20 protein-coding genes are annotated in these 22469 nt (G+C 44.9%); 5 read left to right on the plus strand and 15 right to left on the minus strand.

Going from position 1 to position 22469, the window contains the following annotated elements; translation table 11 throughout:
- Nucleotides 1-69 precede the first annotated feature (69 nt).
- Nucleotides 70-2160 carry an elongation factor G gene (gene fusA, locus KI742_RS12595; RefSeq protein ID WP_005386444.1) on the minus strand — a complete coding sequence of 697 codons (2091 nt, stop codon included), beginning with the start codon at nucleotides 2158-2160 and terminating at the stop codon, nucleotides 70-72.
- A gap of 215 nt (nucleotides 2161-2375) precedes the next feature.
- Nucleotides 2376-3755, minus strand: coding sequence for a DNA repair protein RadA (gene radA, locus KI742_RS12600; RefSeq protein WP_005386443.1), 1380 nt, complete (start codon nucleotides 3753-3755; stop codon nucleotides 2376-2378).
- A gap of 136 nt (nucleotides 3756-3891) precedes the next feature.
- Between radA and KI742_RS12605 the strand changes: the two genes are divergently transcribed.
- Nucleotides 3892-6240 carry a PilZ domain-containing protein gene (locus tag KI742_RS12605; RefSeq protein WP_017635880.1) on the plus strand — a complete coding sequence of 783 codons (2349 nt, stop codon included), beginning with the start codon at nucleotides 3892-3894 and terminating at the stop codon, nucleotides 6238-6240.
- A gap of 63 nt (nucleotides 6241-6303) precedes the next feature.
- On the opposite strand, the gene serB is transcribed toward KI742_RS12605, so the two are convergent.
- Nucleotides 6304-7284: a phosphoserine phosphatase gene (gene serB / locus KI742_RS12610; protein ID WP_005386439.1), complete on the minus strand. Its 981-nt coding sequence runs from the start codon at nucleotides 7282-7284 to the stop codon at nucleotides 6304-6306.
- A gap of 91 nt (nucleotides 7285-7375) precedes the next feature.
- Here serB and KI742_RS12615 point away from each other — a divergent pair, with 91 nt between their 5' ends.
- A complete protein-coding gene (locus KI742_RS12615) occupies nucleotides 7376-7981 on the plus strand; it encodes a YtjB family periplasmic protein (RefSeq protein ID WP_005391677.1) in 606 nt (201 codons plus the stop codon).
- 95 nt (nucleotides 7982-8076) lie between these two features.
- Here the strand turns inward: KI742_RS12615 and deoD are convergent, their stop codons facing one another.
- The 4 genes from deoD to deoC form a co-directional block, all read right to left on the minus strand.
- A complete protein-coding gene (gene deoD / locus KI742_RS12620; protein WP_005380140.1) occupies nucleotides 8077-8796 on the minus strand; it encodes a purine-nucleoside phosphorylase in 720 nt (239 codons plus the stop codon).
- Between the two features lie 143 nt (nucleotides 8797-8939).
- Nucleotides 8940-10160, minus strand: a complete 1221-nt coding sequence (locus KI742_RS12625) for a phosphopentomutase (protein WP_238952099.1) — start codon at nucleotides 10158-10160, stop codon at nucleotides 8940-8942.
- A gap of 68 nt (nucleotides 10161-10228) precedes the next feature.
- Complete coding sequence (gene deoA / locus KI742_RS12630) at nucleotides 10229-11557, minus strand: thymidine phosphorylase (RefSeq protein WP_238952100.1); 1329 nt, start codon at nucleotides 11555-11557, stop codon at nucleotides 10229-10231.
- A gap of 97 nt (nucleotides 11558-11654) precedes the next feature.
- On the minus strand, nucleotides 11655-12431 hold the full coding sequence (gene deoC / locus KI742_RS12635) for a deoxyribose-phosphate aldolase (protein ID WP_005380133.1): 777 nt from the start codon (nucleotides 12429-12431) through the stop codon (nucleotides 11655-11657).
- A 90-nt stretch (nucleotides 12432-12521) separates the two neighbouring features.
- On the opposite strand from deoC, the gene KI742_RS12640 reads away from it, so the two are divergent.
- Entirely contained in the window at nucleotides 12522-12656 is a 135-nt protein-coding gene (locus tag KI742_RS12640) for a hypothetical protein (protein WP_005391675.1), read from the plus strand.
- A 358-nt stretch (nucleotides 12657-13014) separates the two neighbouring features.
- On the opposite strand, the gene KI742_RS12645 is transcribed toward KI742_RS12640, so the two are convergent.
- From KI742_RS12645 to KI742_RS12670, 6 genes are all read right to left on the minus strand, one after another.
- The gene (locus KI742_RS12645; RefSeq protein ID WP_005380131.1) at nucleotides 13015-14298 is read right to left on the minus strand and encodes a NupC/NupG family nucleoside CNT transporter; all 1284 of its coding nucleotides are present in this window, start codon (nucleotides 14296-14298) and stop codon (nucleotides 13015-13017) included.
- 204 nt (nucleotides 14299-14502) lie between these two features.
- A complete protein-coding gene (locus tag KI742_RS12650) occupies nucleotides 14503-15276 on the minus strand; it encodes a TatD family hydrolase (protein WP_031781042.1) in 774 nt (257 codons plus the stop codon).
- Nucleotides 15263-15460, minus strand: coding sequence for a DUF5363 family protein (locus KI742_RS12655; RefSeq protein WP_285385484.1), 198 nt, complete (start codon nucleotides 15458-15460; stop codon nucleotides 15263-15265). Before KI742_RS12655 ends, KI742_RS12650 begins: the two co-directional genes overlap by 14 nt.
- Nucleotides 15461-15554: 94 nt before the next feature.
- Nucleotides 15555-17144: a peptide chain release factor 3 gene (prfC, locus tag KI742_RS12660; RefSeq protein WP_005380123.1), complete on the minus strand. Its 1590-nt coding sequence runs from the start codon at nucleotides 17142-17144 to the stop codon at nucleotides 15555-15557.
- Between the two features lie 285 nt (nucleotides 17145-17429).
- Nucleotides 17430-17885: a ribosomal protein S18-alanine N-acetyltransferase gene (gene rimI, locus KI742_RS12665; RefSeq protein WP_005386430.1), complete on the minus strand. Its 456-nt coding sequence runs from the start codon at nucleotides 17883-17885 to the stop codon at nucleotides 17430-17432.
- Nucleotides 17886-17897: 12 nt separating this feature from the next.
- On the minus strand, nucleotides 17898-18296 hold the full coding sequence (locus KI742_RS12670; protein WP_053306748.1) for a DNA polymerase III subunit psi: 399 nt from the start codon (nucleotides 18294-18296) through the stop codon (nucleotides 17898-17900).
- Nucleotides 18297-18455: 159 nt separating this feature from the next.
- Here KI742_RS12670 and KI742_RS12675 point away from each other — a divergent pair, with 159 nt between their 5' ends.
- The gene (locus KI742_RS12675) at nucleotides 18456-18902 is read left to right on the plus strand and encodes a hypothetical protein (protein WP_262656609.1); all 447 of its coding nucleotides are present in this window, start codon (nucleotides 18456-18458) and stop codon (nucleotides 18900-18902) included.
- A gap of 62 nt (nucleotides 18903-18964) precedes the next feature.
- On the opposite strand, the gene KI742_RS12680 is transcribed toward KI742_RS12675, so the two are convergent.
- Nucleotides 18965-19468: a GNAT family N-acetyltransferase gene (locus tag KI742_RS12680; protein WP_017820425.1), complete on the minus strand. Its 504-nt coding sequence runs from the start codon at nucleotides 19466-19468 to the stop codon at nucleotides 18965-18967.
- Entirely contained in the window at nucleotides 19452-19979 is a 528-nt protein-coding gene (locus KI742_RS12685; RefSeq protein ID WP_285385513.1) for an SCP2 domain-containing protein, read from the minus strand. Before KI742_RS12685 ends, KI742_RS12680 begins: the two co-directional genes overlap by 17 nt.
- Before the next feature lie 363 nt (nucleotides 19980-20342).
- Here KI742_RS12685 and KI742_RS12690 point away from each other — a divergent pair, with 363 nt between their 5' ends.
- Nucleotides 20343-22382, plus strand: coding sequence for a bifunctional diguanylate cyclase/phosphodiesterase (locus KI742_RS12690; RefSeq protein ID WP_005380112.1), 2040 nt, complete (start codon nucleotides 20343-20345; stop codon nucleotides 22380-22382).
- Nucleotides 22383-22469 lie beyond the last annotated feature (87 nt).

A 22469-nucleotide genomic window follows, 5' to 3' on the forward strand; every position in this document is an offset into this window, starting at 1 on the left:
TATAAGACTGCTAAATACAAAAAGCCCCGCACTAAGCGGGGCTTTCAAGTTATAGAGTTAACTTAAGAATTACTTCTTAGCGTTACGCTCTTTAACGTCAGCAATTACTTGCTCTGCAACGTTTGTTGGACATGGTGCGTAGTGGGAGAACTCCATAGAGAACTGACCACGACCAGAAGTCATAGTACGTAGAGTACCGATGTAACCAAACATTTCTGATAGAGGTACATCACCCTTGATACGTACGCCAGTAGAAGCTGCTTGTTGGTCTTTGATCATACCACGACGACGGTTAAGGTCACCGATTACGTCACCAACGTGATCTTCTGGAGTGAACACGTCAACTTTCATGATTGGCTCAAGAAGTTGCGCGCCAGCTTTAGGCATAGACTGACGGAATGCACCTTTCGCTGCGATTTCGTAAGCGATAGCTGAAGAGTCAACTGCGTGGAAACCACCGTCGAATAGTTCAACTTCAACGTCTAGAGTAGGGAAGCCAGCTAGAACACCGTGCTCCATCATTGACGCAAAGCCTTTCTCAACTGCAGGCCAGAATTCTTTAGGTACGTTACCACCAACAACTGTTGATTTGAACGTGAAGCCAGAGTTTGGCTCACCTGGTTTGATGCGGTAGTCGATCTTACCGAACTGACCAGAACCACCAGACTGTTTCTTGTGCGTGTAGCTATCTTCGATTGCTTGAGTGATAGTTTCACGGTAAGCAACCTGTGGAGCACCAACTTCTAGCTCAACGCCGTAAGTACGCTTAAGGATATCTACCTTGATGTCTAGGTGAAGTTCACCCATACCTTTCAGGATAGTTTCGCCTGAATCTTCATCAGTCTCAACTTGGAATGATGGATCTTCTGCAACCATTTTACCGATCGCGATACCCATCTTCTCAGAACCGCCTTTATCTTTAGGCTTAACTGCGATAGAGATTACTGGATCTGGGAAGATCATTGGCTCAAGAGTACATTCGTGCTTAGGATCACATAGAGTGTGACCAGTTTGAACGTTCTTCATACCAACTACAGCGATGATGTCACCAGCTTGTGCTGAATCGATCTCGTTACGCTCGTCCGCGTGCATCTCAACCATACGGCCGATACGCTCTGTTTTACCAGTTGCAGAGTTAAGGATTGTATCACCTTTCTTCATCTTACCAGAGTAGATGCGGATAAAGGTTAGAGCACCGAAGCGGTCATCCATAATCTTAAATGCAAGAGCACGTAGTGGCTCGTCTGCAGATACAGTCGCAACTTCACCAGTTGGCTCACCAGTCTCTGAATCAGTTAGAGGCTGTGGATCAACTTCTGTTGGAGATGGTAGGTAATCAATTACCGCGTCAAGAATAAGTTGGATACCTTTGTTCTTGTACGCTGAACCACAGTAAGTTGGGAAGAATGCTAGATCACGAGTACCTTTACGGATACAACGTTTGATGTCTTCTAGAGATGGCTCTTCGCCTTCTTCTAGGTAAGCCATCATTAGATCTTCGTCTTGCTCTAGAGCAGTTTCGATTAGCATTTCACGGTATTCAGCAGCTTTCTCTACCATGTCTGCTGGAATATCTTGAACTTCGTAGTTCTCTGGTTGGCCAGACTCATCCCATACGTAAGCTTGTTGGCTTAGTACGTCTACAACACCTACGAAATCTTCTTCGATACCGATAGGTAGAGTCATAACTAGAGGTGTAGCACCTAGTACGTTCTGTACTTGATCTACAACTTTGTAGAAATCTGCGCCCATACGGTCTAGTTTGTTAACGAAGATCAGACGTGATACGTGTGATTCGTCAGCGTAACGCCAGTTAGTTTCTGACTGAGGCTCAACACCACCAGAACCACAGAATACACCGATACCACCGTCAAGTACTTTTAGAGAACGGTAAACTTCGATAGTGAAGTCAACGTGTCCAGGAGTATCGATGATGTTTAGACGGTGATCGTTCCAGAAACAAGTTGTTGCTGCAGACTGGATTGTGATACCACGCTCAGCTTCCTGCTCCATGAAGTCAGTAGTAGTTGAACCGTCGTGAGTGTCACCGATCTTATGGATCTTACCAGTTAGCTTTAGGATACGCTCTGTAGAGGTAGTTTTACCCGCGTCTACGTGAGCAAAAATACCAATGTTTCTGTATTTTGATAAATCAGTCATTGTCTTACTCTGTTAATAAGGTATAAAGTGCGCGCAGAGTATATCACATTCTGTCAATACTGATACCCTTGCGTGCGGATGGAAGAAAAAAAATTTTAACGTGAAATTTCCGTCCCCAAAGCATAGTCAAACACAGCAATTTATGTACTTTATTCGCATTTTATTGAGGACGAATAGAACTGTTTGTGATTGCACAAATACCATTCTTATGAGCATTACAGCTCGTCAAAAGCCTCTATAGCTTCCGACAATTTCTTAACGCCGTGAATTTGCATGCCAGGGATGCCACCTTTCGGCATGTTGGCTGCTGGCACGATGGCTTTCTTGAAACCATGTTTGAACGCTTCATTCAAACGCTCTTGCCCACTTGGCACTGGACGGATTTCGCCCGCAAGCCCTACCTCACCAAAAATCACCACATCTTTAGGGAGTGGACGGTCACGAAAACTCGATAAAAGCGCCATAACTAAAGCAAGATCAGCGCTCGTCTCCGTCACCTTAACACCGCCAACCACATTAACAAAGACATCTTGGTCTGCCATTTGTAAGCCACCATGCTTATGCAACACAGCGAGCAAAAGTGATAGGCGGTTCTGCTCCAAGCCGACCGCAACACGACGAGGGTTGGCTAACTGCGAGTAATCCACCAGCGCTTGAATCTCTACTAGCAGAGGGCGCGTGCCTTCCCAAACCACCATGACGGAAGAGCCTGATGTTTCTTCTTCACCACGAGAAAGGAAGATCGCTGATGGGTTACTCACTTCTTTCAATCCTTGGCCTGTCATTGCAAAGACACCAAGCTCATTCACAGCGCCAAAACGGTTTTTATGACTACGCAAAGTGCGGAATCGGCTATCCGTTCCACCATCGAGTAGTACCGAACAGTCGATAATGTGTTCAAGAACTTTGGGGCCCGCAAGGGTACCATCTTTTGTTACGTGACCAACAATAAATACCGCAACATTATTCTGTTTTGCGTATCGTGTCAGAGCCGTCGCAGATTCACGTACCTGAGCAACACTGCCAGGCGACGATTGAACATCAGAAACGTGCATCACCTGAATCGAGTCTATTACCATTATACGAGGCTGCTCTTTTTCGGCGATTTGGCAAATTTTGTCGACGTTCGTTTCCGATAGCATTTTTAAATGATCTTTCGGCAAGCCCAATCGGGAAGCACGCATTGCCACCTGCTGTAATGACTCTTCACCGGTTACGTAAAGCGTTGGCATTTGCGCAGATAAACTACACATGGTTTGCAACAGAAGGGTTGATTTACCTGCACCAGGGTTACCACCAATCAAAATTGCGGCACCTGGCACAACACCACCACCCAACACGCGGTCAAGCTCTTTAAACCCACTGGTGAAGCGAGGTACTTCTTGCAGATCAATTTCGGATAGCGTTTGAACCGTAGCTTCTGTTGCGGAACCAGCGTAGCCGCTTAAGCGTTCATTGCGAGCAACGGTTGGCGATGCTGCGATACGTACTTCTGTTATCGTATTCCATGCACCACATGCGTTACACTGCCCCTGCCAACGGGGAAAGTCCGCGCCACAATCATTACAAACATACGCTCGTTTTGCTTTCGCCATGATGCCTCAATTTTTTCTACAAATGTGACTAAGCACAGCCAAGTCAGACCTGAACTGAAATGAACTATTGATATACTTAAGTATTACTTCGCTTAGCCGATACAATTTAAAGTAACTACATACTCTAACAGAAATAATGCAGCAATCTGAAATTCTCTCGCTCGCAGAACGACTCATTCCCGTTTACGGTACGAATGACTTTGACTTTGTCCTTGGCCAACTGACCGAGGAAGAGCCGCCTTCGGCCAAAATTTTGGTTAAAATGGAACTTAACCGCTTAATGGCTCCATGCAAAAAAAGCATTGATTTGCGAGGTCGCGTTCAAGGCGAATGTCGCGAGTATATTTTGGATGGTATTCCACATTGGTTGGATGATGTTGCTTTCAACGCTTACCATAAAAACATCAAAAAGTTTGGCTGCTACACGGAAGGAATGTGGGAAGCATTGGTCAACACGCGAAATAACTTTCGCGTAATGAGCAAGCGCCTTACTCAGCAAAAAACGCAATCGTTAACGGATCCTAAAAGCCCGTTCTTAGCAGAACCCGTTCACCTAGGCTACGATTTAAAGCGCCAAGAAAAACGCTTGAAAGTCCAATCTCAAGTTGAAATTTGCCGTTCTAAAGGACAGCTTCTTCATGGATTAAGCATTGATTTATCTAGCTCTGGCGCAAAGTTCAAAGTCCCGAGCGCATTTAAATATAACCTTGGGGAAATTATTCAGGTCACGTTTACTGAATTTGCCAGCAAATCTAACGTTGCAGGTATAGAGAAACCGCTTGCATACCGCATACTCGCGGTTGATGACTGTTACGAAAATGACTCAGTTCGATACCTCAGAACCATACGCTTAACTGACACCAATGTCGTCACCAGAGTGATAGATGAAGCGCTCAACAGTGCTGCTAAAAGGGCTCGTCACGACAATCAAGACAAGATTATTCGAGCTCGAACTCGCGGTTATGAGCACATCGCACTAAAGCACACCAGCAGCTTGCCTCTATTCTTTGATGGTAGTGACCTAAAATTAGCAATGTTAACGCCAAACAATCAAAAGCTTTGGCAATACTGGCACGATGAGAGAAACCAGCAAATGTTTGGTTCCTTATTCAACGAGCAACGCATCGCGTCACTCATTAAGCCTGGTGTTAAAGGAACAACCAATGTCCTTTATTCATTTACTCACGAGCACGAGAATCGAACCTATTTCTATTCGATGTTTCGTCCAGAAGCAACTCGCGAACAGCGCCAGCTATTTTGGCATTTAGGTGGCAAACGAGAGAGTTGGCGCGCCTTTAGAATTTCAATCTTTGAACTATCAGAGCAAGAACAGGAAGACCTAGCAGCATTCTCTCCAGAGTTGGCAGAAACGTCTCAATCACTGACTCATATTGGTATTTTGCAAGAAATTGCTGACGAAAAGTCAGGGCAGGATTACCTGCTAACTGAAAAGCCGCGCTTACCCGCTAATACATTAAACGCGTTTCGCCATCCGAGAAGAGTTATCGGCAATCCAAAGGGCATTTATTTTGATGCAAAGTCTCGTCGAAAAGAGCCTCGTTATCGTTTTAAAACACCTTTAGAGTTGTACTCAGGACAGACTAAAACAGGCGGCAGTACTGTTGACCTTTCCAAACGAGGACTCGGAATTAGGCTAAGTGAGCCCACGATGTTACGTTCTGGGCAAGAGGTAAGAATCAACTTTCGAGAATTACAACTCTACGATAAAAAATTGCCGTTAATGTCGGTGCCATACCGAGTAATTCGTGTAAGCCCAGACGGTTGTAGCGTGCAGCTAGTTATTGATGAAAGCAGCCAAACCATGAAGGTAATCGCTTTTTTCAACAGCATTATCGAGCACAATCAAGACAAGCTAATCCCGCAAAAAGAGACGCTACCAAGTAATGCTCTACTTGAAAGGCTACACTGCATGTTGCTCTCGCGTACGCTGAGCACGCCCATTTTTATCAGTAAGAGTACGTCATCTTCAATCAAAACCCCCGTTATCGGGGTGAACTTGCCGCTACCTAAACACATTGAGCTTTTTGCCCGTCTTGGGCATGACCAACTGTTGTCACTTGAACCTATCTTTAAAGGCCGGACAAGCACATTAATCGCAGAGCCAATAAAACGTGTAGAAGGTGCTCAAGCCAGACATCAGGATATCTACATAAGCGCCGCAAAAGTAGGCAATAAAATTACAGGCATTGAGTCAAAGCTTCATCAAGAGTTCAACAGCGTAAAAGAGCGGATTCAATTTATAAAGAAAGCGCGAATGATGGGTGACTTTTACGTGCTTCGCCTTTCTACTGCACCAATTTTCGATCCGATGACATCATTACTGCAACAAGATTTAAGTGACTTAACCCAATTTGGTGTACATCAAGCGAGCAAGTTAGAAAAAGAGTTGACGGCGCTCGTTGGTTACAGTGAATTTGAAGACATTACTGAAGAGGTTGTAATTAGATTGGAGTTAACCGAGTAAATTCAAAGTCATACCAAATTGAAAAAAAACACCGCCTTTCTGGCGGTGTTTTTGAATGGATGGTTAAGGTTTAGCTTTCCAGCTAACCTTTTGCTGCTTCACCAATGCGCCAGATAAAATACAGAGCACACCGCCCAACCCAGCAAAGCGAATCGCAGATTGCGCTTGAGCTTCCACTTTTGGTTTTGCGTGATACGCAATCCCTAATCCTGCCACCGACATCATCACAAGATCATTAGCGCCATCACCGACAGCAACCGTGTTGTGCTGCTCAATTTCATATTCATCCGCCAGTTCCACTAGAATGTCAGACTTCATCTGCGCCGTTACCACATCACCAAGTACGTTACCCGTGAGTTTGCCGTCAATAATTTCTAATTGATTGGAGCGAGCAAAATCTAAGTCGACTTTATCTTTGATGTAATCAGAGAAGTAAGTAAAACCACCGGAAGCAATCGCTGTTTTCCAGCCCAAGGCTTTCAACGTCGCAATTAGCGCTTCAAAGTCCGGCATGAATGGTAACTGGGAACGAACTTGTTCAAGAATTGATTCATCGGCACCTTTGAGCTTACCAACTCGCTGACGTAAACTTTGCTCAAAATCCAGCTCACCTTGCATGGCACGTTCAGTGACTTCAGCGACCTCATCCCCTACTCCTGCCAGTTTCGCGATTTCATCAATACACTCTATCTGGATCGCCGTTGAATCCATATCAAATACAATCAACCCTTGGGTTGATAGATCGGGCACTTCATTAAGCGAGGCGTAATCTAGGTTGAGACTTTGTAAGATCGTTTCATGTTGAGGAGTCAACTCTCCGGCCATCAGGGCTACTTCATATTGGCCAACTTTCCACGTTTCTAGTATCGGGTTGTAAAAGCCGGTGAAGAAATCAATGTCTTCGAAGTGACTTGGCGAAAGGTACTCAGCAAATACGATCCAGTTTGCTTTTGCTTTATCTAATTGGGAGGCAAATCGAGTCTCGGGTAATCGTTTTAAAAGTGTCGTATGTTTTCTGATAGGCAAGCTTTTTGACGCGTCCATGTATATAATCCCTTATGACTTTGCTAAAACGTTACCTCAACAAACTAAAAAGGCAAGTCTTTGTTTTATTTTAAATGGATGAGTAAAGAGCATGAGTGAATCTTTGTTCTCAGTAAGGAATGCCCTAAGAATTCTGGCACTAATCCTACTGTGTGTGATGTTGTTTATCACAATAAAAAACAGTGTTGTGATCAGTAAGGGTAATGAGAAAATTCAAGCACAACAGCTTGAAACACTCACCAAAGTTTTGATTTCACAGGCGTCTCTTTCTGCCAGTGAGATGATTTTAACTAAAGATCAAGAACGATTACTTCAGCTAACAAACCAGCTAGCACAAGACCGTTTAGTGTTTGATGCAACAATCTACGATGCACAGGGTGTACGTTTAGCGTCTAGTGAAGAGGCATTATCGGTACGCGAAGTTCTTGGCCTGGATACGCCTTTGGCAACAGCTTCCATTGGTCGCCAGCAGTTGGTTGAACCAGTTTTTGCAGATGGTGCGCTTATCGGTTTTGTTCGCGTGACCTTTGAGACGGGCCGGGTGACGGCTATTTCTGACCACCACTATCGCAAGAGCGATCGTTATATGTACATGATGGTCTTAATGAGCTTTGTCTGTGGTATGTTGTTCATCTTGATTTTACGTCGACAACCGATACGTCGTAAAAAAGCGCCAAACCTGCTGCTAACCAAGTAACTAGGTAGCGCTAACAACTCATATAAAAACAGCCCGTAATGTGCGGGCTGTTTTTTTAGCTCTTGAGAGCGAAAAATAGAATGACTCTTCGTCGCTTACTCTTCGTCACCAAGCAATACTGAATCTAGTGCGATTAGCATCATGTCGTTGAATGTCGTTTGACGCTCGTCAGATGTAGTCTGTTCGCCAGTCTTGATATGATCAGAAACCGTACAGATTGTCAGAGCTTTTGCACCGTATTCTGCCGCAACACCGTAAATACCAGCCGCTTCCATTTCAACACCAACAATGCCGTACTTGTCCATTACATCGAACATTTCTGGATCTGGCGTGTAGAAAAGCTCTGCTGAGAATAGGTTACCAACTTTAACGTCAATACCGCGAGCTTTTGCAGCGTCTTCTGCCGCACGAACCATGTTGTAGTCTGCGATTGCCGCGAAGTCATGACCTTTAAAGCGGATACGGTTCACTTTAGAGTCAGTACATGCACCCATGCCGATCACAACATCACGCACTTTGATGTCTTCATTCACTGCGCCACAGCTGCCAACACGGATGATTTTCTTCACGCCGAAGTCTTTGATTAGTTCAGTCGCGTAAATCGAGCATGATGGGATACCCATACCGTGGCCCATTACCGAGATCTTACGGCCTTTGTATGTACCTGTGTAACCAAACATATTACGAACGTCACACACTTGAACGACATCTTCAAGGAAAGTCTCTGCGATGTATTTTGCACGTAGTGGATCACCAGGCATCAGTACGACGTCTGCAAATGCACCCATTTCAGCATTGATATGTGGAGTTGCCATTTTCTTTTCCTTAACCTTTCTCTAGCGCTCCGCGCTTAAGGCGATATAAGCCAGAGTATTCTCATTTCCGACAAGCAGCATTTACATACTGCAAACATAAAACTAGGAGCAATCAAGCTCCTAGTTTTCAAAAACCTAACTAATTATAGGAAGTTCTTACCGTAATCCATTGGAGAAGTACCGAAGTAACTTGCCAATGTTTGACCGATATCTGCGAATGTTTCGCGGCGGCCAAGAGAACCAGCTGGTACTTTTTGACCATAAACCAATACTGGGATGTGCTCACGAGTATGGTCAGTGCCTGGCCATGTTGGGTCACAGCCGTGGTCTGCCGTTAGGATAAGCACATCGTCTTCTTCCATAATCTCTAGCACTTCGTTGATGCGACCATCGAAGTACTCAAGTGCCGCCGCGTAACCCGCTACGTCACGACGGTGACCGTAAGCTGAGTCGAAGTCTACAAAGTTAGTGAATACGATCGTGTTGTCGCCCGCTTCTTTGATTTGCTCTAGCGTTGCTTCGAACAATGCAGGGATACCTGTCGCTTTCACTTTCTTAGTGATGCCGCAGTTTGCGTAGATATCAGCAATCTTACCAATAGAAACCACGTTGCCTTGCTTCTCTTCAACAAGTTTCTGTAGAACCGTTGCTGATGGTGGCTCAACAGAAAGGTCACGACGGTTACCGGTACGCTCAAATTGACCTTTACCAGCACCAACAAATGGACGCGCGATAACACGACCAATGTTGTAATCTTCTAGCTCTTCACGTGCGATTTGGCAAAGCTCTAGTAGACGGTCTAGACCGAAAGTCTCTTCGTGACATGCGATTTGGAATACAGAGTCCGCAGAGGTGTAGAAGATTGGTTTGCCAGTCTTCATGTGCTCTTCACCAAGATCGTCAAGAACTTGAGTACCAGATGCGTGGCAGTTACCTAGGAAACCGTCAAGACCTGCACGCTCAAGAATGCGGTCAGTCAATTCTTTCGGGAAGCTGTTTGCTTTGTCAGTGAAGTAACCCCAGTCAAACAGAACAGGCACACCTGCGATTTCCCAGTGACCAGACGGCGTGTCTTTACCTGAAGAAAGCTCTGCTGCATGACCGTATGCACCAATGATTTCAGCGTCTGCGTCTAGTCCAGGTGCGAAGCGACCTGTCGATTCTTTATGCGCCATTGCCAAACCAAGTTTCGATAGATTTGGAAGGCGAAGTGCACCTTGGCGATTGTCGTTATCTGCTAAGCCTTTTTCACATTGGTCAGCGATGTGACCTAGTGTGTCTGAACCTACATCACCAAATTTTTTAGCGTCGGCAGTTGCACCGATACCGAATGAGTCTAGTACTAAAATAAATGCTCTTTTCATTGCTCGTTCCTTAGGCCCACTCGGCTTTTTATTATGGTTGAGTAGGCCTTGTGTAATTACTTGTTCTATTAGATATCTTCTGCACGAATTTGGCGGTAAACCTCTGGAGTTGGTGTGTATTCACCACCTACTTTGATTGCACTGCGCAGTGCTTTTGCCGCTTCTTCCCATTGCTCTTCAGTGCGAGCGTGGATGACCGCAAGAGGTTTATCACTGTCTGCGACCTCACCTAGGCGGATGAACTCGTCGAAACCAACTGCGTAGTCGATTTCATCAGTAGCAACTCGACGACCACCACCCATAGCAACCACAGCCATGCCGATAGCACGTGTATCCATTGCAGAGACAATGCCCGTTTCTGTTGCGTAAACTGGCTTGATGATTTCTGCTTTTTCTAAGTAGTTGTCGTAGTTTTCTACGAAGTCCGCAGGGCCGCCTAAGCCAGCAACCATCTTGCCGAAGCACTCAGCCGCTTTGCCGTTATCCAGCACTTCCATCAGTTTTGCGCGTGCGTCTTCTGTGTCCTCAGCAAGCTTGCCAAGTACTAACATTTCAGCACATGAAGCCATGGTCACTTCAAGTAGACGAGGGTTACGGTATTCACCTGTTAAGAAACGAACCGCTTCACGAACTTCTACCGCGTTACCCGCTGAAGACGCCAATACTTGATTCATGTCCGTAAGAATTGCCGTAGTCTTAGTGCCAGCACCGTTTGCTACCGCAACGATTGATTTTGCTAGCTCTTCAGACGCTTCGTAAGTTGGCATAAATGCACCTGAACCCACTTTTACGTCCATCACTAGCGATTCCAGACCCGCCGCCAGTTTCTTAGAAAGGATCGACGCCGTAATCAGGGAGATATTGTCTACCGTTGCGGTAATATCACGAGTCGCGTAAACACGCTTATCCGCAGGAGCAAGGTCACCAGTTTGACCGATGATCGCCACACCAGCGTCTTTGGTTACTTGACCAAAAACATCGTTGCTCGGCGTAATGTTGTAACCAGGGATAGATTCAAGTTTATCCAGCGTACCGCCTGTATGACCAAGACCGCGGCCAGAGATCATAGGTACGAAACCGCCACACGCTGCCACCATTGGGCCAAGCATTAAAGAAGTTACGTCACCCACACCACCGGTTGAATGTTTGTCGACAATTGGACCACCGAAATTCATGTGGCTCCAGTCGATAACCATGCCCGAATCACGCATTGCACACGTTAAGGCGATGCGCTCATCCATGGTCATTTCATTAAAGAAAATCGTCATAGCAAACGCCGCAATCTGACCTTCAGATACCGTGTTGTTCGCTACGCCTTGAATAAAGAAGTTGATTTCGTCGGCGGTTAGGACTTCGCCGTCACGTTTTTTACGAATGATTTCTTGTGGTAAATACATTAGTGCCTCCCAAGCTCTTTTGAGCCATGGTTGTAGTAGGATAGAAGAGGTTTGGTAGCACCCGTTTAGGTGCTACCGTTCAGACGTATTATTGGAATTAGTACGCTGTTGGATCAGCGACGTCGTCCGATACTTCTAATGTATTTAGTAGGTTGGTTAGCAGGCTAGACGCACCAAAACGGTAGTGACGAGCATCAACCCAGTTGTCACCTAGGATTTCGTCAGCCATTGCTAGGTATGCTGCTGCGTCTTCAGCAGTGCGCACACCACCTGCTGGTTTGAAACCAACAGTTTCTGCAACACCCATGTCGCGAATAACTTCAAGCATCATGCGAGCGTATTCTGGTGTTGCGTTTACTGGCACTTTACCAGTTGAAGTTTTAATGAAGTCAGCACCTGCTTCAATACAGATTTGAGATGCTTTCTTGATTAGTGCTTCTTCTTTTAGTTCACCTGTTTCGATGATCACTTTAAGAAGAATGTCACCACAAGCTTCTTTACATTGCTTAACTAGTTCGAAGCCTACTTTCTCATCACCCGCCATTAGCGCGCGGTAAGGAAAAACTACGTCAACTTCGTCTGCACCGTAAGCAACCGCCGCTTTTGTTTCAGCAACTGCGATTTCAATGTCGTCGTTACCATGTGGGAAGTTCGTTACTGTTGCAATACGAACCTCTGGCGTACCTTGCTCACGAAGTGTCTTCTTAGCAATAGGAATAAAGCGAGGGTAAATACAAATTGCAGCTGTGTTGCCTACTGCTGTTTTCGCGTCATGACATAGTGAGATCACTTTTGCATCAGTGTCATCGTCATTCAACGTAGTTAGGTCCATAAGTTTAAGTGCACGTAGCGCTGCTGCTTTTAAATCGCTCATTTCTATCTCCGATCAATATTCAAAAAATTCACTACTCAGCCTTACATCACGTCTTTAACTATAATCAACAAGTCGAGACAATGTGAGTAAATGGCTAAACAGTCTATTAATGAACGGACTTGGTTCCCTGAAGACTCGGCATATACAGCGAAAATTTATCATATGCCAATTGCTATCCTTGTCACCGCACAGTACCAGTTTGGCCTATGGCACAACAATCTATGATTGCGGTGTCTTTAATATCACATCACAAAGCAAAACGCCTATTAGATCTGATATTGCAGGGCAATTCATTTGCCCATCGATTATGTAATATTCATTACGTGATTAAGAATCAAGCTTAACCACTATCCTGTGATTAATACATTATAGAGTTTCACCGCAAAACTGTAGCACCAAATAGAGCGCAAACGGTTTGTATCTCAAAATTTCCTAGCCCCTATTCCATTGACTGCGTAATACCTCGACTAAGGCAAACACCCGATGAAATTTTGGAGCCCGAAAAACGAAAAATGCCCCGCAGCAATCTCTTGCTACAGGGCATGATGTAAAACGGCGTCTATATATTAAGAACCGATTCTAATTATAGTGCTGCAAGGCTTAAGCAGAAGCCTGCAATTGTCGCTGCCATAAGGTTAGACAACGTACCTGCAAGAACTGCTTTAACACCCATGCGAGCGATGTCACTACGACGGTTTGGTGCAAGGCTACCTAAACCACCAAGTAGAATCGCGATAGAAGAAAGGTTCGCGAAACCACATAGTGCGAATGAGATGATAGCTGTTGTCTTCTCAGACATTACTTCACCAGTTGCCGCGATTACTTGAGCGTTTTCACCTAGGTATGGTGTGAAGTTCAAGTAAGCAACGAATTCGTTCACTACGATTTTCTGACCGATGAATGAACCAGCTGTTACAGCTTCTGCCCATGGAACACCGATTAGGAATGCTAGTGGAGAGAACGCGTAACCTAGGATTAGCTCTAGTGTTAGTTCTGGCATGCCGAACCAACCACCGATGCCACCTAGCATACCGTTGATTAGCGCGATTAGACCAACGAATGCGATTAGCATTGCACCTACGTTAAGCGCAAGTTGTAGACCAGAAGCCGCACCGCCCGCAGCTGCGTCGATTACGTTAACTGGTTTGTCGTCACCGCCGTCCATCGCTTCTTCGATACTTTCGTGAGGCTGGTCAGTCTCAGGGTGAAGGATTTTAGCGAACAGTAGACCACCTGGTGCTGCCATGAATGATGCCGCAACTAGGTACTCTAGTGGAACACCCATAGATGCGTAACCAGCTAGTACACCACCAGCAACAGAAGCTAGACCACCACACATTACCGCGAATAGCTCTGATTGAGTCATTTTTGGAACGAATGGGCGAACAACTAGAGGTGCCTCAGTTTGACCTACGAAAATGTTAGCTGCAGCTGACATTGATTCCGCACGAGAAGTGCCTAGCGCTTTTTGTAGTGCGCCACCAAGAATCTTGATAACCCATTGCATAACGCCAATGTAGTAAAGAACTGAAATCAGTGCAGAGAAGAAGATCAGTGTAGGAAGAACACGGAATGCGAAGATGAAACCGCCGCCGCCGAATACTTCGAACATCTTGTCAGAAACAAGACCACCGAATAGGAATGATGAACCATCGTTACCGTAGTTGATAACGTTAGAAACACCTGAAGAGAAACCGTTTAGTAGATCACGGCCCCAAGGTACATACAGAACAAATGCACCTAATGCGAATTGGATAGCGAATGCGCCACCCACAGTTCTAAAGTTGATAGCTTTTCGGTTGTTAGAAAATGCTACTGCAATCGCAAGAAGCACTACCATACCGATTAGGCTCATAAACAGGCTCATAGTTTATGACTTCCTTATAAGTTATTTATTGGCGTGTTACAAAATGGAGCTATAAAGCGGGGGCAATTATACTCATGCAGAATCAATTAAAGTAATGCCAGCCTCACACTTTCCTATAAGATTCATGATTGATTCAACCAGCTTTGTGAGTTAATTCACAATAAGCAGGAAAACGTTTTCGATTTCAAACCACATCTTTAGATTTTATTCACATATCGAGAAAGCAAAATTGCTATTTTTCCACAGTTGAGAGGCAATCGATTGCTTTCGGCCGTTATGCAACTCTACGAGCTCATTAAAGACGTGAATGAGTTTGGCTGGGTGATTTGACTCCCCTTGATATCCAAGTATAGGCATATCTGGTGCGTCTGTTTCGATTACTAGGTTTTCGAGTGGTAATTTTTGAATTGCGTCGCGTGTTTTCTTGGCTCTTGGGTAGGTAATCGTTCCTCCTACACCGATAAAAAAACCTAATTTGACCCACTCCATGGCTTGCTGATAACTCCCAGAAAAAGCGTGTAGCACACCACCTCTAGGGAGATTCGCCGCTTTCACCATTTGAATGAGGCGATTGTGCGCTTTTCGGCTATGTAAAATAACTGGGAGTTCGAAGCGTCTAGCCAGCTCAAATTGAACTTCAAGTATCTTTTCTTGCAACTGTGGATCAACATCAATGGCAAAATCTAAACCACACTCTCCTATTGCCACGCACTGTGGCCCTTTTTGATTTAGATAGCCTTCTAGCTCTGTAAGGTGCTGCTCAACGTTATCTTCAAGAAAATACGGATGAAAGCCGAGCGCATAATACAAATTGGCATGTTGCTCTGCCAAAGTTTGAATACGAGCCCAGTTTTGCGGACCGACGGAAGGAATCAAAATTCTTGCGACGCCTTGCGTTTGAGCAAGCTCAAGTTGATGCGCAAAGTCATCTTGAAACACATCAAAATCAAAGTGGCAGTGCGTATCAAAGAGCTTCATCTTGACGCTTTTTATCTGTATCTGCGGGCAGAAAATCAGAGGATGGTTGGGCTTCACTCTTCTCTTCAGTTTGATGGGTAGGGTCTTTTCGATATGGGACACAACTGCGTTTCTGATCGGGAGTTAACCCCATATCTTTACACCAGTTGTCGTAACGCTTTAGCCCACGTTTAAACCAATTCATATCTTATCCTTATATAAAAACGCCCTTGGCTAAGTTTATAGCCAAGGGCGTTTTAAAATCTAGTTTGCGTTAAGGCTTACCCTAACCGCGCAAATTAGTGCTCGCGCGTCGCACGGAAATCAACGTCAGGGAAACGCTCTTTCGCTAAGTTTAAGTTAACCATTGTTGGAGCGATATACGTTAGGTTATCACCACCATCCAATGCTAAGTTCGCTTGATTCTTGCGTTGGAACTCATCCAGTTTCTTCGCATCACCACACTCAACCCAACGCGCAGTTGCAACGTTAATGCCTTCATAAATCGCTTCAACGTTATACTCAGACTTCAAACGAGCCACAACAACATCAAACTGAAGTACACCAACGGCACCAACGATCAGATCGTTGTTCTGTAGAGGACGGAATACCTGTACCGCACCTTCTTCTGATAGCTGAACCAAACCTTTGAGAAGCTGCTTCTGCTTTAGTGGATCTTTCAGGCGAATACGACGGAATAGTTCCGGAGCGAAGTTCGGAATACCAGAGAACTTAAGTGATTCACCTTGCGTAAAGGTATCACCAATCTGAATAGTGCCGTGGTTGTGTAGACCAATGATGTCTCCGGCGTAAGCGTGTTCTGCGCGTGCACGGTCACCAGCCATAAAGGTTACTGCATCAGAGATACTCACTTGCTTGCCAAGACGAACGTGGTTCATCTTCATACCTTGCGTGTAAGTGCCCGATACAATACGCATGAATGCGATACGGTCGCGGTGTTTTGGGTCCATGTTCGCTTGGATCTTAAATACGAAACCAGAGAACTTCTCTTCAGTCGCTTCAACTTCACGTTCAACCGCTTGACGAGTTTTCGGCGCTGGAGCCCATTCAGTTAGACCGTCTAGCATATGATCCACACCAAAGTTACCTAATGCAGTACCGAAGTAAACTGGCGTAAGATCACCGGTTAGGAACATTTCCAAATCAAACTCAGGGCAAGCACCCATGACAAGCTCAAGCTCTTCTCGAACACTTTCCGCAAGGCCTGCACCAACTTTTTCATCAAGCTCTGGGTTATCGAGACCTTTGATGATTCGAACTTCTTGAATCTCATGACCGTGACCTGATTCGTATAAAATCGTTTCATCACGGTGAATGTGGTACACACCTTTAAATTCTTTACCACAGCCGATTGGCCATGTAATTGGCGCACACATCATGCCCAACTCGTTTTCTACCTCGTCCAATACTTCCATTGGATCACGAACGTCACGGTCAAGTTTGTTCATGAAGGTTACGATTGGCGTGTCACGCAGACGCGTTACTTCCATCAGCTTACGTGTACGATCCTCGACACCTTTCGCCGCATCGATAACCATCAAACACGAGTCTACTGCTGTTAACGTACGGTATGTATCTTCCGAGAAGTCTTCGTGTCCAGGCGTATCAAGTAGGTTTACCAGACAGTCATTGTAAGGGAACTGCATTACAGAAGTGGTTACCGAGATACCACGTTCTTTTTCCATTTCCATCCAGTCTGATTTTGCGTGCTGTGCGTTACCACGACCTTTAACCGTACCTGCTTTTTGGATCGCGTTTCCGAATAAAAGGACTTTTTCAGTAATGGTGGTTTTACCCGCATCCGGGTGAGAAATAATAGCGAACGTTCTGCGCTTAGACACTTCGCCTAAAAAAAGGGGATTTGACATTAGTTAATCTTCTAAATTACTTTCATGCTCACAAAATAGGCAAGCATATCTACTATTCGATATTGTGCGGTATTCTCGCTTATTATCGCTGTGCTAGCAAACTGGAAAGACATGAACTGAATTTACTCGGCTCACCAGCCTTTACCTGCAACTAACAAGGGAAAGCCAGCGCCACACAAAGAGATGTAAAAATTCAAAAAATTGTTATTACATATTCAAAAGCCTCGAATCCGGATACGCATTTAAAGCATAAGTGTTGATGAGGTAATTAGTAACGGCCTAAAACTAACTCAAAAATAAGTAACTCATGATAATGGCGTCTTCCTTACCATTTCCCGATTTAGCTGGGTAATAGTTGTAACGACGGTCCACTTCATTAAAACCTGCTTGCTCATAAATATGGATAGCTGGGTGATTACTTTCACGCACTTCTAACCAAGCACTCTCTGCTTTGGCTTGTTCACAGTGTTCAATAAACGCGTCCAGCAATTTTTGCCCTAGCCCTCTGCCCTGTTGAGAAGGCGCTACTGCAATATTTAATAGTGTCACTTCTCCAACAATATTCTGTCCATAGAAGTAACCAACCACTTGAGAGCCTTCCAGCATCACATGATGGCAAGCACCGCGACTGGATAAGTCACGAACCAAAGATTCGGCCCAAGGGTGAGAATGTGCTTGCTGCTCGATTTGCCAAACTTGGTCGAGGTGCTCTGCACGCATCGGCGTAATTTCAATTGTCACGCATTAGCTCCGTTAAGAGTACGAACAGATTTGTTGCCACAATGCGCGGCGCTGTTCGTTATTACCATCAATATCTTGTAATAGTGGCGAGATCAGGTGCTTTGCCTTGATGCTTTTATCAGCCTCACAGCCTGCAAACCACACCCACTCTAGCTGATGTTCACCCAGCATGGATAAGCGCTCAGGCTCTAGGTGCAGCGCATCATCAAGCGTGAGCTTAATGCTTTTTAATACGCGCTCAAACATCAATGCCGTCTCGTTTTCTGGACATATTGGCGATACCAATAGGAGTTTACATGAACTTTGCAAATCCAATAATGGCGATTGATAGCCTTCCAGTCTTTCAGGGTGTACCAGCTCCCATGTGCTGATCCCCATTTCACGTAAATACTGTTTCTCGTTAATTGACATTTTCCGTCACCTATTTGAACGAGGGCAATCCTATCAAATTATCGCGATTATACCTAAAGGACTTCAAGGAACACCTGAACACAATGAGATGATTTGGATATTCCTGAACATAGCGTTTTGCCAACGGCCACACATTGGGTATGACATATGAGGTACATTATGAAATTCTTAAATACGCTACTGCTTTGCACACTGGTAGCCGCCACCAGCATGAGTGTTTTTGCTAATAACAGCGATGAGTGGGAGCTGATTGCAACGAAAACCGTTAACTTTCATACAGAAACAGATACCGTGACACCAAATAGCCTATTCCGAAACCGAAGCTTCAGTAAAATAAAACTAAAATGTGTGCAAGGAACGGTAGACATTAATGGTTTAAAAGTCGTCATGACAGATGGTAGTGAGAAAAAGCTTTCCTCTATGGGCGTACTAACAAGCGGATTGTCGACTCGTGCCTGGAGCCTTCCAGGTACAAAAGAAGCCAAGATAAAACAGATTGAAATGACTTACAGTAGCTGGGGAAGCACAAAACTCAGCCTGCTAGGGGTAAGTAAAAAAGCGAAAATAGAGATCTGGGGCAAGAAGAAAAGTAACCAGTCATCCTAACCTCCCTATCTCAGTTTTCAGTGAATAAGAAAGAAGCCCACTTAGTCGTGGGCTTCTTTCATTTACAACTCAGAGAACTCTGGCGCATAGTCTATACGTCCGGAGCGTCCGGCACATTGACCTTCGACCAACTCTGCGATTCGAAATGCACCTTTAGGGACATCCCAAGCACATTCAAAGCCCATCTCGTCGCATGATTGAAAACCCTGGCGCGCGTAATAATCAGGATCGCCCAACACCACACACACTGGATAGCCAAAATCACGCAGTGAATCAAAACCTTCTTTGATCAACTCTGCAGCGATGCCTTGGCGACGGTAATCTTCATGAACAGCCAATGGCGCTAGCCCTTGCCATGACAAATCTTCACCATTTAAGGTCACAGGGCTAAATAAAGCATGGCCTATCACCTCTCCCTCATCTGTACACGCGACTAAGGAAAGTGTGAATTTGCTGTTTTCGCGCAAACGCATCACAAGCTCAGCTTCAGCTTCCGTTGGGAAGGCGTGTTTCAATAAGCGGTCAATGGTAAGAATGTCCGCAGGGGCTTCAGTTCGAATAAGCATTCGCTACTCCGGTTGGTTGTGCAGGCGCTTGAACTCCTTTCTGAACAAAATCAGCCAATTGATTCAAAGCGACTTGCATTGCTTTCGGTAACTGCTCTAAGTCGACACTGTCCATTAAGTTTTTCACTTCTAAGCCAAGCTCAGTATCACCTTCAATTGAAAGGCGACGTTGGAAGAACAGTGTGTCAGGGTCTTCTTTACGACCAGCAATCAGTACTAGGTCGTTTAGATTACCACTAAAACTCACATCTTCCTGAACTGGTTTTTCAGCTACCACCAATTTTTCGTCTTGATAGCTGATGTACCATGCTAAGTTCAAGTCTTTAATCGCAACTTTTAACCACTTGTCTTCAAGGAACTCAAAGTCACCATCTTCCAAGGCTTCTTTAAACACCATTTTTAGCCCTTCCAGCAACGCTTTTTGCTGAATTGGCTGTGGTAATAACTGGACTGGAGAACGCAAAATATTAGCTGTGTTCTTTACTAGTTGACTGCGAATCTTGTTTAACACGTTCATTATCCGTTACTTTGTCATTAGGTTGCTTATATTAAGCAATCGTGGCGATGAGATTACTGTTATGTATCAATAAAGTGCTTATTTTAGATTGGTGGTTTATTGCTCACTAACGCTTCTTTTTTTGAACTTACGTGTATTATTGATGCGAACAGGTGGATAAACACTTTTACAACCGTATTTTCAAAGTTATAGTTATCTGAGCGTATCCATGTGATTGTCGACTGCACAGCTAAAACCGCGAGCCCTTTAATGGCAAGTAACACTTTAGCTTGGTGGTAGACCGCCGCAGGCTTATCAGGGTGTCGCTTTTTATACACGGACGAATAATCTGGCTCATTGGAGATCGGTAATACCCTAATGCCTTCCCAGCAATTAAAACATTGGTTTGCCACGCTAACCTCAAATAGCCCTTTCTTCTTTGCCATTCTTGATAAAAAACACAATTATCGAATGGTAAGTGACCGTTACTGCGATATCGCAGGTTTAAGTCATGAGGAAATCGTCGGCTTAAACGATTGCCAAGTGCTGGGTGAACAGTTTTATAAGAAGCTTGCACCATACTATCAGCGCGCGTTCAAAGGGGCACATGTCGAAGCCGAAATCACGCTCGATGAAACCGACCTTGAAACCAGTCTTCACTTTAGTCTTTCGCCAGTTTTTGAAGGTAACGACATTCGCTTTGTTGTTTTTCACGCTGTCGATACTTCAGAAAAGCAGATACTCGTTCGCTCCTTAGAAGAGTCCGAAAGTAAGTTTGCGAAGTTAACACAACTGCTACCAGACGGCTTACTGCTTATCGAAGATGATATTGTCATCTCTGCGAACCCCGCATCAGCGCGCCTTCTCGGACTTAACTCTCCTCATGAATTGTTGGGCGAAGAGCTAAGTCGTTTATTCATCGATGAAAACAGTAAAAAGGTATTTAGTCATCGATTGAGTACATTAATTTCTGACAAACCTTTTGTCTGCTTAACCAGCGCAAGATGCGGCTTTGAACGGAAAGTTCAGCTACACGCGGATTCCACGGCGATATTAGGTAGCGAATCTCAAATTATCCTAATCCAAGATGCTGATGATGCGCCCAAAAACCTGTCTTCTGCATCGAATGAAGACATACACATTGACTCGCTCACCAAACTCTACAACCGCTTTGGCTTCACCAAACGTTTGGAACAGCTGATCAAAAAGCAAACACCGCTTCTGGTGTTCTATTTGGATATCGATAACTTCAAAAACATTAATGACTCACTTGGTCACCATATTGGCGATAAAGTGATTCAAGAGGTATCGGCCCGTCTTAAACGGTTACTACCAAACCAAGCGATTATTGGTCATTTGGGTGGCGATGAGTTTGGCGTCATTCTACCGGAGCCAGAAAATACCCGCATGGCTGAAATTTTGTCCGATCGCATTATCTCGTTGATCAACCAACCTTTCGACCTGCACCACTTCAGCAAACGCCTTGCCTGTTCAATTGGTAGCGTTCGATACCCTGAAGACGGACAAGATGCACGAATCCTACTACAAAATGCCGATACTGCGATGTATGAAGCCAAAGATCGTGGTAGAAATCGTCTGATCAAATTTAACGATCAAATGAACAAAGAAGCGCGTATGCGTTTGTGGCTTGAAATCGAACTGCAAAAAGCATTGCAGCAGAACGGTTTGGAAGTGTGGTATCAACCTAAGGTTAACGCGCGAGACTTCAGTATCAACGGCGCAGAAGCGCTCGTTCGTTGGAAGCATCCAGTCGAAGGGTACATTAGTCCTGGCTCATTCATTCCTGTCGCCGAGCGCGCTGGGTTAATAGAACACCTTGGACGTGTCGTGATGCGTGATGTTTTCAATACGGTAAAACGTTGGAAGCAACAAGGCATACTGCCAGGCCGTGTCGCCATCAACCTCTCTCCCGAGCAATTTGGCAACCCACAGCTGATCGACTTTATGGAAAAGCTGCTTCGCACTACCGAGCTTGATCCAAGCTGCATTACCTTCGAGCTAACCGAAAGTGCCGTGATGAGTGATAGCGAACATACACTGCAAATGTTGAATGCGATTAAAAAGCTTGGCTTCGCTCTCTCTATCGATGACTTTGGTACCGGCTACTCTTCTCTTTCCTACTTAGCGCGTTTTCCTATTGACGAGCTAAAAATCGACCGCGCTTTTATTAATGATATCGACACACTACCGAAACAAGTCACTGTGATTGAAAACATCATTAATCTGGGTAAGTCGCTCGACTTAACTGTCGTTGCCGAGGGGGTGGAAACCCACCAGCAAGCGACCCTGCTCTCTAACCTTCAATGTAATGCGATTCAAGGATTCCATTTTTATCGCCCGCAGCCAAAACATGAAATTGAAGAGCTGTTTGTACAGAATCGTCGTCACAAGAACTAACCCCGACCCGATACCCTTACTCGCAAGGGGTAAATATCGACTTTATTGAGCTAAACCTAACTTAGGTCAATTTCGCTATTCATAATT

The sequence above is a fragment of the Vibrio sp. D417a genome (genome assembly GCF_030248595.1).
GTDB classification, from domain to species: Bacteria; Pseudomonadota; Gammaproteobacteria; order Enterobacterales; family Vibrionaceae; genus Vibrio; species Vibrio alginolyticus.

Bases quoted from the DNA above. Each gene is read 5' to 3' on its own strand.
- fusA (WP_005386444.1), bottom strand. From the start codon at position 2,160: ATGACTGATTTATCAAAATACAGAAACATTGGTATTTTTGCTCACGTA.
- radA (WP_005386443.1), bottom strand. From the start codon at position 3,755: ATGGCGAAAGCAAAACGAGCGTATGTTTGTAATGATTGTGGCGCGGAC.
- KI742_RS12605 (WP_017635880.1), top strand. From the start codon at position 3,892: ATGCAGCAATCTGAAATTCTCTCGCTCGCAGAACGACTCATTCCCGTT.
- serB (WP_005386439.1), bottom strand. From the start codon at position 7,284: ATGGACGCGTCAAAAAGCTTGCCTATCAGAAAACATACGACACTTTTA.
- KI742_RS12615 (WP_005391677.1), top strand. From the start codon at position 7,376: ATGAGTGAATCTTTGTTCTCAGTAAGGAATGCCCTAAGAATTCTGGCA.
- deoD (WP_005380140.1), bottom strand. From the start codon at position 8,796: ATGGCAACTCCACATATCAATGCTGAAATGGGTGCATTTGCAGACGTC.
- KI742_RS12625 (WP_238952099.1), bottom strand. From the start codon at position 10,160: ATGAAAAGAGCATTTATTTTAGTACTAGACTCATTCGGTATCGGTGCA.
- deoA (WP_238952100.1), bottom strand. From the start codon at position 11,557: ATGTATTTACCACAAGAAATCATTCGTAAAAAACGTGACGGCGAAGTC.
- deoC (WP_005380133.1), bottom strand. From the start codon at position 12,431: ATGAGCGATTTAAAAGCAGCAGCGCTACGTGCACTTAAACTTATGGAC.
- KI742_RS12640 (WP_005391675.1), top strand. From the start codon at position 12,522: ATGGCTAAACAGTCTATTAATGAACGGACTTGGTTCCCTGAAGACTCG.
- KI742_RS12645 (WP_005380131.1), bottom strand. From the start codon at position 14,298: ATGAGCCTGTTTATGAGCCTAATCGGTATGGTAGTGCTTCTTGCGATT.
- KI742_RS12650 (WP_031781042.1), bottom strand. From the start codon at position 15,276: ATGAAGCTCTTTGATACGCACTGCCACTTTGATTTTGATGTGTTTCAA.
- KI742_RS12655 (WP_285385484.1), bottom strand. From the start codon at position 15,460: ATGAATTGGTTTAAACGTGGGCTAAAGCGTTACGACAACTGGTGTAAA.
- prfC (WP_005380123.1), bottom strand. From the start codon at position 17,144: ATGTCAAATCCCCTTTTTTTAGGCGAAGTGTCTAAGCGCAGAACGTTC.
- KI742_RS12670 (WP_053306748.1), bottom strand. From the start codon at position 18,296: ATGTCAATTAACGAGAAACAGTATTTACGTGAAATGGGGATCAGCACA.
- KI742_RS12675 (WP_262656609.1), top strand. From the start codon at position 18,456: ATGAAATTCTTAAATACGCTACTGCTTTGCACACTGGTAGCCGCCACC.
- KI742_RS12680 (WP_017820425.1), bottom strand. From the start codon at position 19,468: ATGCTTATTCGAACTGAAGCCCCTGCGGACATTCTTACCATTGACCGC.
- KI742_RS12690 (WP_005380112.1), top strand. From the start codon at position 20,343: ATGCCTTCCCAGCAATTAAAACATTGGTTTGCCACGCTAACCTCAAAT.